Annotated in this window: 17 protein-coding genes and 1 tRNA gene; 8 read left to right on the plus strand and 10 right to left on the minus strand. The window is 61.1% G+C overall.

What is annotated here, in order from left to right:
• Positions 1 to 102: 102 nt before the first annotated feature.
• The 6 genes from FIV35_RS05070 to FIV35_RS05095 all read left to right on the plus strand — a co-directional run bounded on the left by FIV35_RS05070 (position 103) and on the right by FIV35_RS05095 (position 3,338).
• Positions 103 to 987: an alpha/beta fold hydrolase gene (locus tag FIV35_RS05070; RefSeq protein ID WP_034137337.1), complete on the plus strand. Its 885-nt coding sequence runs from the start codon at positions 103 to 105 to the stop codon at positions 985 to 987.
• A 163-nt stretch (positions 988 to 1,150) separates the two neighbouring features.
• Positions 1,151 to 1,224, plus strand: a tRNA-Gly gene (locus FIV35_RS05075).
• 216 nt (positions 1,225 to 1,440) lie between these two features.
• Positions 1,441 to 1,965, plus strand: coding sequence for a DUF3833 domain-containing protein (locus FIV35_RS05080; protein ID WP_034137336.1), 525 nt, complete (start codon positions 1,441 to 1,443; stop codon positions 1,963 to 1,965).
• 40 nt (positions 1,966 to 2,005) lie between these two features.
• The gene (locus FIV35_RS05085; protein WP_034137481.1) at positions 2,006 to 2,311 is read left to right on the plus strand and encodes a DUF6482 family protein; all 306 of its coding nucleotides are present in this window, start codon (positions 2,006 to 2,008) and stop codon (positions 2,309 to 2,311) included.
• Positions 2,312 to 2,394: 83 nt separating this feature from the next.
• On the plus strand, positions 2,395 to 2,736 hold the full coding sequence (locus FIV35_RS05090; RefSeq protein ID WP_318253814.1) for a hypothetical protein: 342 nt from the start codon (positions 2,395 to 2,397) through the stop codon (positions 2,734 to 2,736).
• 101 nt (positions 2,737 to 2,837) lie between these two features.
• Positions 2,838 to 3,338 (plus strand): methylated-DNA--[protein]-cysteine S-methyltransferase, encoded by a 501-nt coding sequence (locus tag FIV35_RS05095; protein ID WP_034137335.1) that lies wholly within the window; start codon positions 2,838 to 2,840, stop codon positions 3,336 to 3,338.
• Here the strand turns inward: FIV35_RS05095 and FIV35_RS05100 are convergent, their stop codons facing one another.
• On the minus strand, positions 3,339 to 4,121 hold the full coding sequence (locus FIV35_RS05100; protein WP_034137334.1) for a GNAT family N-acetyltransferase: 783 nt from the start codon (positions 4,119 to 4,121) through the stop codon (positions 3,339 to 3,341).
• 179 nt (positions 4,122 to 4,300) lie between these two features.
• Here FIV35_RS05100 and FIV35_RS05105 point away from each other — a divergent pair, with 179 nt between their 5' ends.
• On the plus strand, positions 4,301 to 4,726 hold the full coding sequence (locus tag FIV35_RS05105) for a low affinity iron permease family protein (protein ID WP_034096366.1): 426 nt from the start codon (positions 4,301 to 4,303) through the stop codon (positions 4,724 to 4,726).
• 54 nt (positions 4,727 to 4,780) lie between these two features.
• Here FIV35_RS05105 and FIV35_RS05110 read toward each other — a convergent pair whose 3' ends face one another.
• The 4 genes from FIV35_RS05110 to FIV35_RS05125 form a co-directional block, all read right to left on the minus strand.
• Complete coding sequence (locus FIV35_RS05110; protein WP_034137333.1) at positions 4,781 to 5,308, minus strand: DUF4142 domain-containing protein; 528 nt, start codon at positions 5,306 to 5,308, stop codon at positions 4,781 to 4,783.
• Between the two features lie 118 nt (positions 5,309 to 5,426).
• Complete coding sequence (locus FIV35_RS05115; RefSeq protein WP_034137332.1) at positions 5,427 to 6,068, minus strand: LysE family translocator; 642 nt, start codon at positions 6,066 to 6,068, stop codon at positions 5,427 to 5,429.
• Positions 6,069 to 6,117: 49 nt separating this feature from the next.
• On the minus strand, positions 6,118 to 6,528 hold the full coding sequence (fos, locus tag FIV35_RS05120) for a fosfomycin resistance glutathione transferase (protein ID WP_034137331.1): 411 nt from the start codon (positions 6,526 to 6,528) through the stop codon (positions 6,118 to 6,120).
• 70 nt (positions 6,529 to 6,598) lie between these two features.
• Entirely contained in the window at positions 6,599 to 7,504 is a 906-nt protein-coding gene (locus tag FIV35_RS05125) for a LysR substrate-binding domain-containing protein (RefSeq protein ID WP_377731458.1), read from the minus strand.
• Between the two features lie 78 nt (positions 7,505 to 7,582).
• Here FIV35_RS05125 and FIV35_RS05130 point away from each other — a divergent pair, with 78 nt between their 5' ends.
• The gene (locus tag FIV35_RS05130) at positions 7,583 to 8,068 is read left to right on the plus strand and encodes a DMT family transporter (RefSeq protein ID WP_034137329.1); all 486 of its coding nucleotides are present in this window, start codon (positions 7,583 to 7,585) and stop codon (positions 8,066 to 8,068) included.
• Between the two features lie 7 nt (positions 8,069 to 8,075).
• Here FIV35_RS05130 and FIV35_RS05135 read toward each other — a convergent pair whose 3' ends face one another.
• From FIV35_RS05135 to FIV35_RS05155, 5 genes are all read right to left on the minus strand, one after another.
• Positions 8,076 to 9,404, minus strand: a complete 1,329-nt coding sequence (locus tag FIV35_RS05135) for an MFS transporter (RefSeq protein WP_034137328.1) — start codon at positions 9,402 to 9,404, stop codon at positions 8,076 to 8,078.
• A 59-nt stretch (positions 9,405 to 9,463) separates the two neighbouring features.
• Entirely contained in the window at positions 9,464 to 10,405 is a 942-nt protein-coding gene (locus FIV35_RS05140; RefSeq protein ID WP_034137327.1) for a hydroxymethylglutaryl-CoA lyase, read from the minus strand.
• The gene (locus tag FIV35_RS05145; RefSeq protein ID WP_034137326.1) at positions 10,402 to 11,595 is read right to left on the minus strand and encodes a CaiB/BaiF CoA transferase family protein; all 1,194 of its coding nucleotides are present in this window, start codon (positions 11,593 to 11,595) and stop codon (positions 10,402 to 10,404) included. Before FIV35_RS05145 ends, FIV35_RS05140 begins: the two co-directional genes overlap by 4 nt.
• A 102-nt stretch (positions 11,596 to 11,697) precedes the next feature.
• Positions 11,698 to 12,651, minus strand: coding sequence for a LysR family transcriptional regulator (locus FIV35_RS05150; RefSeq protein WP_034096357.1), 954 nt, complete (start codon positions 12,649 to 12,651; stop codon positions 11,698 to 11,700).
• A complete protein-coding gene (locus tag FIV35_RS05155; RefSeq protein WP_034137325.1) occupies positions 12,651 to 13,325 on the minus strand; it encodes an NAD(P)H-binding protein in 675 nt (224 codons plus the stop codon). The genes FIV35_RS05150 and FIV35_RS05155 overlap by 1 nt, the downstream gene beginning before the upstream one ends.
• Positions 13,326 to 13,327 lie beyond the last annotated feature (2 nt).

Raw genomic sequence — 13,327 nt, forward strand, 5'->3', positions numbered from 1 at the left:
CGGACCGACATGGGCCTTCCTTTTCCAGGCGTATGCCTACCTGTCACAAAGCTCGTGCAGAGTGTTCTGCGCGCCCTACCCGCTTGCCAGGAGTCTTACGACATGAGGCCAGAAATCGCTGTGTTGGATATACAGGGTCAGTATCGGGTTTACACGGAGTTCTATCGCGCGGATGCCGCTGCAAAGACCATCATTCTGGTCAACGGCTCGATGGCCACCACGGCATCCTTCGCCCAAACCGTGAAAAGCCTGCACCCGCAATTCAATGTGGTGTTATACGACCAACCCTACGCCGGCCGTTCCAAACTCCATAACCGCCATGAGCATATGCTCACAAAGGACGTCGAAGGCCAGATCCTGCTGGAGCTGATCGAGCACTTCGCCGCCGAACATGTGTTGTCGTTTTCCTGGGGCGGCGCCGCCACCCTGGTCGCCCTCTCCCAGCGCCCGCGCCGGGTGGAAAAAGCCGTGATCAGCTCATTCTCACCGGTGATCAATGCGCCCATGCGCGACTACCTGGAACGCGGCGTCGATTACCTGAGTAACCTCGACCGCGACCGCGTCGGCCACTTGGTCAATAGCACCATCGGCAAACACCTGCCTTCGCTGTTCAAACGGTTCAACCACAAGCATGTGAGCAGCCTGGCCGAGCATGAATACGGGCAGATGCATTTCCACATCAGCCAAGTGCTCGACAGCGACCGGTTGTGCTACCTCAAGGCGGCCAAGCAGATCGACATTCCGGTGCTGTTCGTCAACGGCGAATGGGACGAATACACCAGCGCCGACGATGCCAGGCTGTTCGGTCAATACGTGAAGAACAGCAGCTTCAGCAGCATCCAGGCCACCGGTCACTTTCTGGACATGGAACACAAAGCCGCGTGTCGGGACAGCCGTGACGCCGTGGTGGGTTTCTTGAAACCGGAGCAGCGCATCAACCGGCCGCGTTACGACCGAGGCCAAACGCAACATGCGTTCGCACTCTGAACCGCAGAAGCCTTGCCGGCTTACCATGGCGACCGCACGTGTTCGCCATGGTAAGCCGGCAAGAAGCCCGTTCGTCACCTCGACAGATGCACGCAACCTGCACATTTTCCAAAGAAAAACTTCAAATCCCAGCGCACATCTGGTACAAAGTCAGCCGCTCTGAGCGGGTGTCGTATAATGGCATTACTCCAGCTTCCCAAGCTGATAACGAGGGTTCGATTCCCTTCACCCGCTCCACTCAGATTCGCTCCCCGTCACGCCGTTGCTGACGGGGGTGCATAAGAAAACCGGCCCTTGGTGGCCGGTTTTTTTATGGGCGAAATTCAGTGATACCACCCGATCTTGCGACCTTTGCGCATCACGACGCAGCGCAAACCTGTACAAATCAATTATTTTGTACAAGTATCAATGGCGATAGGGGCACTTCGCCTCGCACGATCACGGAGCCCCGCCATGGTGCGTTTACTGGTTTCTCTATTGCTGGTCGCAAGTCTGTGCAGTTGCACGGGCGTGGGGGTGGATCACTATGCCGATCAGCAACCCAAGCTGGATCTGGAGCGTTTTTTCAGCAAGCCGGTCAAGGCCTGGGGCATTTTCGAGAAACGTTCCGGCGAAGTAGCCAAGCGCTTTGAAGTGCAGATCGACAGCCGGCGCGAGGGCAACCAGCTGATTCTCGATGAGCGCTTCGTGTACAGCGATGGCACCCGCCAGCGTCGCGTATGGACACTCACCCCGGACGGCCCCGGGCGCTGGCGTGGGCGCGCCGGCGATGTGGTCGGCGAGGCGATCGGTGAGGTGGCGGGCAACGCGTTGCGCTGGCGCTATCGGCTCAACTTGCCGGTGGACGGTTCGGTGTATGAAGTCAGCTTCGACGACTGGATGTACCTGATGGACGAAGACACCCTGATCAACCGCTCCAGCATGTCCAAGTTCGGCGTGGAATGGGGCCAGGTCACGCTGTTTTTCCGTCGCCAATAAACGGGTTTTTCAGCCTGCCTGACAGGCGTGGGGATGAATGATGAATATGCAAATGCTGTCGGATGTGGCTGCAAAAGGCGAAGTCCGCGAACTGGAATTGCTGTCGCTGGAGGGCGGTTTCTATGTGGCACGCATCAGGCTGGTTCACGGCGAGATGACGTTGTTGGGCGAGGACGGCCAGCCTTTGCGTATCCGCTCCACCACACACTTGCGCGACCTGCTGCAAGGCGTGGCACCCTTCCCCTGCGTGCTGGTGCAACAGTGCGCCCATGACGAAATGTGCGGGGTACGCGATGGGCCCATCGAAGCGTTGCGCGTGCGGTTTTCCCTGGAGGCGACCTTCTAGCAGCGGTCACTCACATTCGGAAAAATCTGGATGCGCTGAAAGATTCCGGTAAGGATGATGCCACCCCTGCCCCCGGAAGCAAGATGACCGCCATGCCTGAATACCCACAAACCACGCCCAGGCCCATCCTGCATCAGGTGGTGGGCTGGGTGGTGGTGCTGCCCTTGCTGGTATCGTTCCTGAGGTTGCCGGTGCCGTTTGGGCTGCTACTGGTGTTGGCCTCCCTTGCGGGGTCGGTGTATGGCGTACGATTTGCCAGACGCCACGCCAGCCGGCGCGCCAGCCTGTTTGCGCTGGTCGTCACTGTGCTTAATACCCTCTCGCTGTTTGCCGTAGGGCAACCGACGATAGTGAAGGTGCCGTTCCTGATCGCCTGGTGGTACGTAGCCCCCTATTACTCCAACTGGGTGTATTGGAATTTCTAGAGGGGCGCAAATTCGAGCGCAAGAAACGTAGTGCCTGCTTAGTCTGCTGGCGCTACTGTTGGGATGCGCCGTTAAACTGTCGCCCTCCCAGGAGTTCGCCTATGTCCTACGACTACATGTTCATGCCCTCCCCCGTCGGCCAGCTCACCCTGGTGGCCCGCCACGACAAGCTCAGTGCCATTTTGTGGGAAACCGAACGCGCCAATCGGGTTCGACTCGGCGAGTTACGCGCTGCTGACGACAACCCGGTGCTGTTGGAAACCAAGCGCCAGTTGACGGAATACTTCGCGGGCCGGCGCGATAGGTTCGAGCTGGAACTGGAGTTCACCGGCACCGACTTCCAGAAGCAGGTGTGGCGGGCGCTGTTGACCATCCCTTTCGGCGAAACCCGCAGCTACAGCCAGATCGCCCAGCAAATCGGCAACCCAAGCGCGGTACGCGCCGTGGGCGCGGCCAATGGTCGAAACCCCATTTCGATCATCGCCCCCTGCCATCGCGTCATCGGTGCGTCAGGCGGTTTGACCGGGTTTGCCGGCGGGCTGGAGGCCAAGCAGTATCTGTTGGCCCTTGAGGATCGCGGCCAGACAACAAAGAGCTTCTGATCAAGCGGGCAAGATGGGCCCTCGGACAAAGGCCTGGCAGTTGTATAACGGTTCGAACCCCAGCTTTCGATACACCGAAATGCCACTCGCTGTAGCCTCCAGAAAGCATCGTTGAGCCCCCAGACTCGCGGCGTGAAGCAGGGCCGCCTGAATCAATCGAGTGCCATACCCTTTTCCCCGAACATCCGCCAGGGTGGCCACATCGCTAAGCCGAGCCTCGCCTTCGCACATGGATAACGTCAACGAACAGCGGATCTGCCCTTCGGTGGACAAGCTGAAGTGATAAAGGGCTTGCTCCGTATCCAGAGCTTGCTGATGCCGCGCCTGATAATGCGCCGCCACCTCGGGCGCCAGCGAAAACGCATTGCCCACCGGAACGATCCATTCATTCAAATCCCGGGTTAGCCCCACTTGCTCTGCGCGCTCACTTGGCAACGATACAAAGTCCGACAGTCGCAAAACCATCGCGGTCGTCGTTTCAGCCGCATGAAAACCCAGGCTCGTAAGCACCTCGTAAAGAGCCGCAACCTTTTGCTCGTGAAGCACCGCACGGATTTCCAGCGAGGTATGGCGCATCAGGTCCAGGGCGGCCCCCATTGCGTCATCCGGCGTGTGGCTACCGACACGGATAAACATGACGTTAAACGGGCTTGATTTTTGCGCGGTGAAATAGGCGCAGGTATCGGCACTGAAGCGCCGATGCAGCAGGCATAACAGCGCAAAAAAATAATCTTCGGTGCGGCGATAGAGTGTGTGCAGGTCACAAGGGGCATCGAGGTGCATGGGACATATCCGGTGGAAAAGCCCAGTCTTGAGTGCCTGGCAGCAGGGAACCGTAGGCCCACTCCGAAAACGTGTCGGACAAGTACTCCGCTGCATTCAATCGCAAAATTGTAAAAATAAATTTTAGAGCGCGGCTGCGGTCTGAATTTCATCATCTGTATTTTTTAAGGAAACCGGTCATGAAATTCTCTGCAGTCTCCCAATCTCTGTCTCGCTGGGCGGGCAGCGCGCGCACGTTCTACGCGGCGGTCGCGTTGATCGGCCTATGGAGCCTGAGCGGGCCGTATTTTCATTACAACGACACCTGGCAACTGATCATCAACACATCGACCACCATCATCACGTTCCTGATGGTGTTCCTGATTCAGAATACGCAAAACCGCGATAACGACATCCTGCACATCAAGATCGACGAACTGCTGCGGGTGACCAAGGATGCACAGAATGCCGTACTGAGCCTGGACGGCCTTGACCGCAAAGAGCTGGAAAAACTGCGCCAGGAATACCGCAGCATCGGCAAAACGGCCTCGATGAATCTCAACAGCAGCTGCGGGCACGCCGCCGACGATGCGGCGCCGAGTAAAACCGACCTGAATCAGGCATAAAAAAACGGCGGCCGGATGTGATCCAGCCGCCGTTTTTCGGTTCAGGCTTAGGTTTCAACCATCGCCTTGATGACCTTTGCCATAGGTCGAGGCCAGCGCGCGGGCCTTTTGCAGACGCTCTTCCAAGCGTGGCAACGTTTCATCCACCAGCGCTTTTATTTCCGGTACATCCGAGGCGGCACCTTCTTGCTTGAACAGCGCGATGGCCTCTTCGTTCTCCTTGACCTGCTGGGCCGTGTAGGCGGCATCGAAAGAGTCGCCGTCCTTGAGTTCGGGCATCAAGGTCTCGGCTTTATCCACGATCTGTTCACGCGGGGCCACAGGCAGATCGAGCTTCTTGGCAATCGCCGCCAGGTGCTGATTGGCCAGGGTGCGCTCGTTGATGACTTCGATGGTGTAGTCCTTGATTTCCTGGGACGAGGTTTTGGCGTGGGCCATGCGACTGGTTTCGATATCGGCCATGCCCTTGGCCGACGCCTTCTCGATGAATTCGGCAGGCGACTGGGCGAAAGCACTGCTGGCGCCGAGGCCCAGCAGCATCGCGAAACTGGCGGTGCGTAACCGGATAGCCATGCGGCTCATGATGGGTTCCTCCAGAGCAAAAATTAGGGCGGGGCACAGGCCCCGCCCTGAATTCGAATTTTCACAGGAGTAAAGGTTTAGAAAAAACTTACCAGTGCGACGAACGGTCATCGGCTCGTCAGGCCGCTTTGCTGCCAAACAAGCCGGGCAAGGCATGGGCCAGTGCGTTAATGGCGAAGCCGATAAACATCACGCCACAGAGACGGGTGATAAGGATTTCATGGCGTTGGTACAGGGTGCGCACCCCGTGAGCGCCGACCACGCCGACCAGAATCCCATAAGCCAGCAACCCGCCGATAAAACTCAACACGATCAACCACGGCAGCATCGACCAGGTCAGCAGCTCGGCACGGCTGGACAACAACGCAGTAAAGGTGGCCACCGCCACCGGGTAGGCCTTGGGGTTGGTCAAGCCGAACAGAATGCCGTGCCAGAACGGATGCCGCGCCGCGCCCTCGGGAGCATCGCTGCTGCGACGCTGGGTGCGAATCGCGCGCCAGCCCAGCCAGAACAGATACGCACCGCTGAGCACGCCCAGCACATCGAAGGCGCTGCTGCCCACCTCCCGCGCACCGACGATGGCAATCAACGCAGTGCTGCACCACACCACGTCACCCAGCAAATGCCCGCACAAAAAACCCGCCCCGGCCCGCCGACCACGGGCGGCACCGATGCCGAACACGGCCAGTACACCGGGGCCAGGGGTAATCCCGTAGATAAAACCCGAAGCAAGCACAGCGAGCAGCAAGGAAGGGGTCATGGCGCGACTCTGATCAGTGAAGGGTGCAAGGATTTTGCACGTTCCGGCCTTACGGGTAAAACGTCATGCCGGTATAAGGCCGCGTGCGACAGGCTCGCAGGCGCGACGCCAGATCGCCGACGTGGACTTCGAGCTTATGGCCGTCAGGGTCGAGAAAATAGAACGAGGCGCCCTCGCTGCGGTTATCGCGCCATTCCTGCACACCGGCGGTACGCAGACGTTCGACCAGCGCGGTGAACCCCTGAGGCTCAGCCGAGAACGCATAATGCGTGTAGTCCGCAGCCGGCTCCGACCCGCATGAGCTGTCGAGGGACAGGCACAACCACAACCCCGGCAATGATAGATACGCGCCACTATCCCACGTGGCATCAAGCTCAAGCCCCAGCACATCATGGTAGAAATTGACGCTGCGCGGCACGTCGGTGACGGCCAGAGTCAGGTGGTTGAAGCCAGAAAGCATGATATTTCCTCGGCGCAATAGCTTGAGCAAGATCCAACAGTGCGAGCGCAGATTATGAAACGAGCGGATCTCAACCCACCACCGCTTGTATACGCCCAATCAGCCATTGCAGCCCCGTATCCCCGCCCCGCCGCGCATGCCAGGCCAGTTCGAAGGCAAACGATGGAATAGCGAACGGCGGTGGCAGGGTGAGCAATTGCCGATGATCAACGTTCTGCACGCCACGGGCAGACACCGTCAGGATCAGGTCCGTGCCCAGGATCAACTGGGGCGCCACGCCCCAGTGCGGCAGGCTGATCGCCACATGTCGGCGCTGGCGGATCGCCCTCAGCGCCCGCTCGATTTCCGGGGTGCCGCTGCCGCGCATTTCCAGCAGCACGTGGGGGCGTGCCAGGTAAGTGGGCAGGTCGAGCGTGGCGTTGTCCGGCAGGCTGTCGCGATCGATCAGGCAGGTGTAGTGCTCATCGAACAGCGCCGTGGTGCGCAGTTCCCCAGGGATATCGGGGAACACACCGGCGGCCAGGTCGAGGTCGCCGTTGAGTATGCCGTCGACCATGCCTTCGCGGCTGGTTTGCACGATTTGCAGATCGATACCGGGCCCTTCGCTGCGCAAAGTGCGCACCAGGCTCGGTAGGAAAATCGCCGCGCTGTAGTCCGACATCGCCACGCGAAACCGGCGCTTGGCCGATGCTGGGTCAAATTGATTCGGTGCCAGCAGCGCCTGCACCTGTGCCAAGGCTTCGGCCAGCGGCGTAGCCAGCTCAAGGGCCCGGGCCGTGGGCACCAGCGTGCCGCCTTGGCGCACCAGCAACGGGTCATCCAGTACATCGCGCAAACGCGCCAGCGCATGGCTGACCGCCGGCTGGCTCAGGTGCAGGCGCTCGGCGGCGCGGGTGACGTGCTGCTCAGTGAGCAACGCATCGAGGATCACCAGCAGATTGAGGTCGATGCGACGCAGATCATTCATCAGCTGCATGCTCATCATAAGAACTTGGAATTTAAATTTGCGTGACGAATACCCTAGAGTCCAGCGAAACCATTCAGGAGATTCGAGATGACCCCTTTGCATTGGCTTGGGCTGATAGTGCTGGCCGTGATCGCCGGCGCGGTGGTGCCATTTCAGAGCGCGATCAACGCCAACCTCGGGCGCGGCCTCGGCCACCCGCTGTGGGCCACGCTGGCCTCGCTGCTGGTGAGCATTGGGGTGCTGCTGCCGGTGATATTGGCGCTGCGCCTACCGTTGCCGAGCCTGGCCTTTATCACCCAGGCGCCCCTGTGGATGTGGGCCGGTGGTGCCTTTGGTGTGTGTTTTATTTCCCTGGCACTGATGCTGCTGCCCAAATTGGGCGCGTCGGGGTTTGTCGCGCTGGCGTTGGCCGGGCAGATGCTGGCCTCGCTGATGCTCGACCACTTCGGCCTGTTCGGTCTGGCAGAGCGTCAGCTGACAACGCCCCGGGTGGTCGGGGCGTTGTTGCTGATGGGGGGTGTGGCGTTGATTCAGTTCGGCGGCGCGCCAGCCAAAGCGCTGGCGTCCGCGTGAACCCGCGTCAGCGCTTGTCGGACGTGCGCATTTTCTGCGGCAGGCCCCACATCAGCAACGCAGCGGCGATCAACGCACACACGCCGATCACATACAGCGCCGGCGTGGTGCTGCCGGTGATGTCCTTGATGCGTCCCACCATCACCGGGCTGACGATCCCACCCAGTTGCCCCAGCGTGTTGATCAGCGCAATCCCGCCCGCCGCGCCCGCCCCGGCACCGGCCAACAATTTGGGCGGTAAGGTCCAGAACGTCGGGATCGAGGCAATGATGCCGGCGCCCAAAAGGCCCAACGCTATAATCAGAAACACCTGCTGATCATCGAAGATGCCCGCGCAGAAAAACCCGACCGCGCCCATGACCACCAAGCCGCTAACGAACTTGCGCCGCTCGCCGGTGGCATCCGACCAACGCCCCACCACCACCATGGTGATAGCCCCGCAGATATACGGAATGGCGGTCAGCAGGCCGATCACCACCGCGCTTTCGATACCCGCGCTGCGGATCAATTGCGGCGCCCAGAAGTTGAGGCCGTAGGACGCCACCTGGATCAGGAAGTAGATCAGTCCCAACATCAGGAATCCGGGAATCCGCAAGGCTTGCAGCAGCGAGCCTTTCTTGTGCACTTCGTGCACCGCGATGCGGCTGGCCAGCAAGGTTTTCTCTTCGGCGCTGAGCCAGGGCGCATCCTCAATGCGGTCCTTGAATTGGGTGAGTACCATCCACGCCAGCCCCACGCACGGCAGACCGCCGAGCAGGAACAGCCAGTGCCAGCCGCGCATTTGCAGCACGCCGTCCATATGCTCCAGCACCAGGCCGGAGAACGGCGCGCCTACCAGCCCGGAAAACGCCGAGGCGAGAAACAGCATCGAGGTGATACGCCCACGGAAGTCCTGGGGAAACCACAAGGTCAGGTAATACAGCACGCCAGGGGCAAACCCGGCCTCCATCGCCCCGATCAGAAAGCGCAGGGCGTAGAACTGCCACTCGGCCGTGACGAACACCATGGCCGCCGTGGCCAGGCCCCAGGACACCATGATCCGCGCGATCCAGCGGCGCGCGCCGACCCGGTACAGCATCATGTTGCTCGGCACCTCGAAGATCACGTAGCCGATCACGAACAGCCCCGCGCCCAGACCGTAGGCGGTGTTACTCAGGCCCAGGTCGGCCTGCAGCTGGAACTTGGCGAAGCTGATATTGATGCGATCGAAAAAGGCGAACAGGTAGCACACCATGATCAGCGGCATCAGGCGCCACGCAACCTTGTGAACCACCGCTTTGACCGGATCGACATCACCGACCGGGCGCGCGCCGGTCTCTACTGTATTGGTGCTCATTGTTTTCTCCCAGCGGATCGCTCTACGGCGTCCGATTGTTTTTGTTGTCTGGTGTAGCGTTACAACGCGGCGGTGTACGCCGGTGGTGGATGCAGGTCGCAATTACGCCCAGCCTTGACCACCTGGCCGGGCAATTCGTGACCCAGCAGCGCCGGCAAGCGCCGGGACAACTGCAACAGGTGCGGCAGGTCGATACCGGTGTGAATGCCCACTTCATCACACAGGTTGACCAAATCTTCAGTGCAGATATTGCCCGACGCCCCCGGCGCAAACGGGCAGCCGCCCAGGCCGCCGAGCGCCGCATCGAAGCGACGCGCGCCAGCGTCATAGGCCGCCAGCACATTGCACAGGCCCAGGCCGCGGGTGTTATGAAAATGCAGGGTCAGATCCCGCGCAGAAACCCGCTGCAACACGCGTTTGACCAGGCGCGTCACCTGACGTGGGTTGGCCATGCCGGTGGTGTCGGCCAGGCTGATGCCCTGGATACCCAGCGTCTGGTACGCCTCGACAATCTGCAGCACCCGGTCTTCGTCGATCTTGCCTTCGAACGGGCATCCAAAGGTGGTGGCGATGCTGGCGTTGAGACGTACCGGATGCTCGGCGGCGAACCGCGCGACATCGGCGAACGCCGCCAAGGACGCTTCGCAGCGCATGCGCATATTGGCCAGGTTGTGGGTTTGGCTGGCGGACATCACCAGGTTCAATTCATCGGCGCGGGATTCGATAGCACGCTGAGCGCCCTTGAGGTTGGGGATCAGCGCCACGTAGATCACCCCCGGCCGACGTTCGATGCCCTGGAACACCTGCTCGCCGTCGCGCAGCGCCGGGATGGCCTTGGGCGACACGAACGAGCCGGCTTCGATGCGGGAAAAACCGGCGAGGGACAACTGATCGATCAAGGCAATCTTATCGGCGGTCTCGACCCAGGTCGGCTCGATCTGCAGGCCATCGCGCGGCGACACTTCCTGCACGATCAACGGGTCGTCATAACGCTGGATCATTGCACCACCCCCGAATCTCTCAAGCGTTGGATATCAGGACCACCCAAGCCCAGGTTGCCGAGGATTTCGTCGGTGTGCTGACCCAGCGCGGGCCCCTGCCAATTCACGCCGCCGGGGGTTTGCGAGAGCTTGGGCACGATGCCTGGCATCTTCACCGACACACCGCCGGGCAACTGGGCATCGAGCAGCATGTCGCGGGCCTGGTAGTGCGGATCACTGACGATATCCGCCACTGAATAAATGCGACCGGCCGGCACTTCGGCAGCCTCCAGGGCGCTGAGCACGCGGTCGATGGGCTGGCTGCTGGTCCAGCGGGTGATGGCCGCGTCCAGCACGGCGCTTTGGGCGGCGCGGCCGTCGTTGTGAGCAAGTTCGGGCGCGTCGGCCAGGTCGGCGCGGCCGATGGCGTGCATCAGACGCTTGTAGATCGGGTCGCTGTTGCCGGCGATCACCACGTAGGCACCGTCGGCGGTCGGGTAGGTATTAGATGGCGCGATGCCAGGCAACGCACCGCCGCTGCGCTCGCGCACATGGCCGAGCATGTCGTATTCCGGCACCAGGCTTTCCATCACGTTGAACACGCTTTCAGCCAGGGACACATCGACGATCTGCCCCTCGCCCTGGCCGGTTTTGACCCGCAGCAACGACATCAACGCGCCGATCACTCCATGCAACGAGGCCAGGGAATCGCCGAGGCTCACCCCGACCCGCGCCGGAGGCGATTCCGGGTTGCCGGTGGTGTAGCGAATGCCGCCCATGGCCTCGCCGATGGCACCAAAGCCCGGACGATCACGGTACGGCCCGGTCTGGCCGTAGCCGGAGATGCGCACCAGGGTCAGCTTAGGGTTCAGCGCGTGCAGCACCTCCCAGCCCAGGCCGAGTTTTTCCAGGCCGCCGGGGCGCAGGTTTTCGATCAGGACGTCGGCATCGCCGAGCAGTTGCTTGATCAGGTCCAGGCCTTCACTGGACTTGAGGTCCAGGGCCAGGGACTTCTTGTTGCGCGATTGCAGGTACCACCACAGCGAAGTGCCCTCGTGCAGCTTTCGCCATTTGCGAAGCGGATCGCCCTGCCCCATGGATTCGATTTTGATCACATCGGCGCCAAATTCTGCCATCAGCCGCGCGGCAAACGGCGCTGCGATCAGCGTGCCGATCTCGATCACCTTGATTCCGCTTAGTGGAGCCGTCATCGGGAGTCCCTCTTATTCTTGGAATAGTGACCAAGGCTAGAGGACCGCCGCGGGAGAAATCCAACCGTCAGTTGGCAAGGAACGTTCGTTAAACGCGAACGCTCAGGGATTTTTCCGTAGGACTAGGCTGTCAGGCCGCTCCAGGGAAGGCACTGAGAGACTCAGGTAGTCGAACAGTAAACGGCTGACGGGCGACAACTGTGTTTCATCACGTACGACCAGGATCAGACTGCGGTCCGACCAGGCGTCCGTCAGCGCCACGGCGTGCAGGCCCAGCGGGCGGCCGAACAGCTCATAGGCTTTGCGCGGCAGGATGCCGATGCCCATCTTGGCCTGGACCATGCGACACATCGCATCGAACCCCGGCACATGAATGCGCAGGCGCAGCATCTGGCCAGCCTCGCGCGCGGCGGCATGGGTGCGCATGTTGATCGAGCTGGCGGCGTGCAGGCCGATGTGATCGCTGCCCAGGGTGTCGGCGAACGCCAGGGCCGGCCGGGCCGCGAGCGGATGATCGGCCGGCATCAGCACCACCAGTTTGTCGTGGCGATAGGTCACGCTGGGCAGGCCCTTGGTGTCGGTGTCGCAGGAGCAGATTCCCAGGTCCGCCACCCCGTCCAGTACACCTTGCACTACGCCGTTGCTGGGGCGCTCTTCCAGATCGGTTTTGACTTCAGGGTGCAGCTCGGAAAAATCCCGCAGGTCTTCGGGCAGGAACTGAATGATCGCGGACAGATTGGCCAGCATCCGCACATAACCGCGCACACCATGGCTGTGTTCGCCCAGCTCCAGGCCCATTTTTTCGACGTTGAACAGCATCCTGCGCGCATGGTGAAGCAGGGTCTCGCCGGCTGCCGTCAGCTCCATGCCTTTGGCCCGGCGCACAAACAGACTGACTCCGAGCACCTGCTCCAATTCCATCAAGCGTTTGCTGGCGGCGGACACTGCGATGGCTTCACGAGTGGCGGCGCGGGTCAGCGTGCCCTCTTCGAACACCGCGACGAATAGCTGCAGGGTGATCAGGTCCAGGCGCCGCACCAGGCTCTTGTGCAACATCACACACGCTCGCTGGCCAGACGCTGGATCTGGGCCTGTTCCACCACTGCCTGCGGCGCGCCATGGCGTACCGCCGCCAGCATCCCACGCCCCAATGACTCGGTGCTCACTACCCATTCGGGTTTTATCCGACGCACCAGCGAAAGCAACGGCCCGAACAGCCTGTAGAACGCCTGATACAGCGGCGTTTTGGAACGCACGCCATGCAACGGCTGAATGACCCCGGGGCGGAACAGGTAGACCGCCTTGAACGGCAAGCGCAGCAAAGCATTCTCGGTCTTGCCCTTGACCCGCGCCCACATCGACTTGCCCATCTCGGTGCTGTCGGTGCCGGCGCCGGACACGTAGATAAACGTCATCTGCGGATTGAGCCGCGCCAGGGTACTGGCGGCGACGAGGGTCAGGTCGTAAGTCAGATGGGTGTAGCGCGCTTCACTCATGCCCGCCGAAGAAACACCCAGGCAGAAGAAACACGCATCGAAGCCCTGCAACAGATTTTCCAACGGCTGGAAATCCAGCATATCGGCGTGCAACACCTGATGCAGCTTGCCATGCACCTGAGGCAGCGGCGTACGGCCAACCGCGACGACCTCCTGCACATCCGCCGCCAGCAGGCACTCGCGCAACACGCCCTGGCCGACCATGCCAGTGGCGCCGAATAACAGAACTCTCATAA

The organism is Pseudomonas rhodesiae, assembly GCF_007858255.1.
Classification (GTDB): Bacteria; Pseudomonadota; Gammaproteobacteria; order Pseudomonadales; family Pseudomonadaceae; genus Aquipseudomonas; species Aquipseudomonas rhodesiae.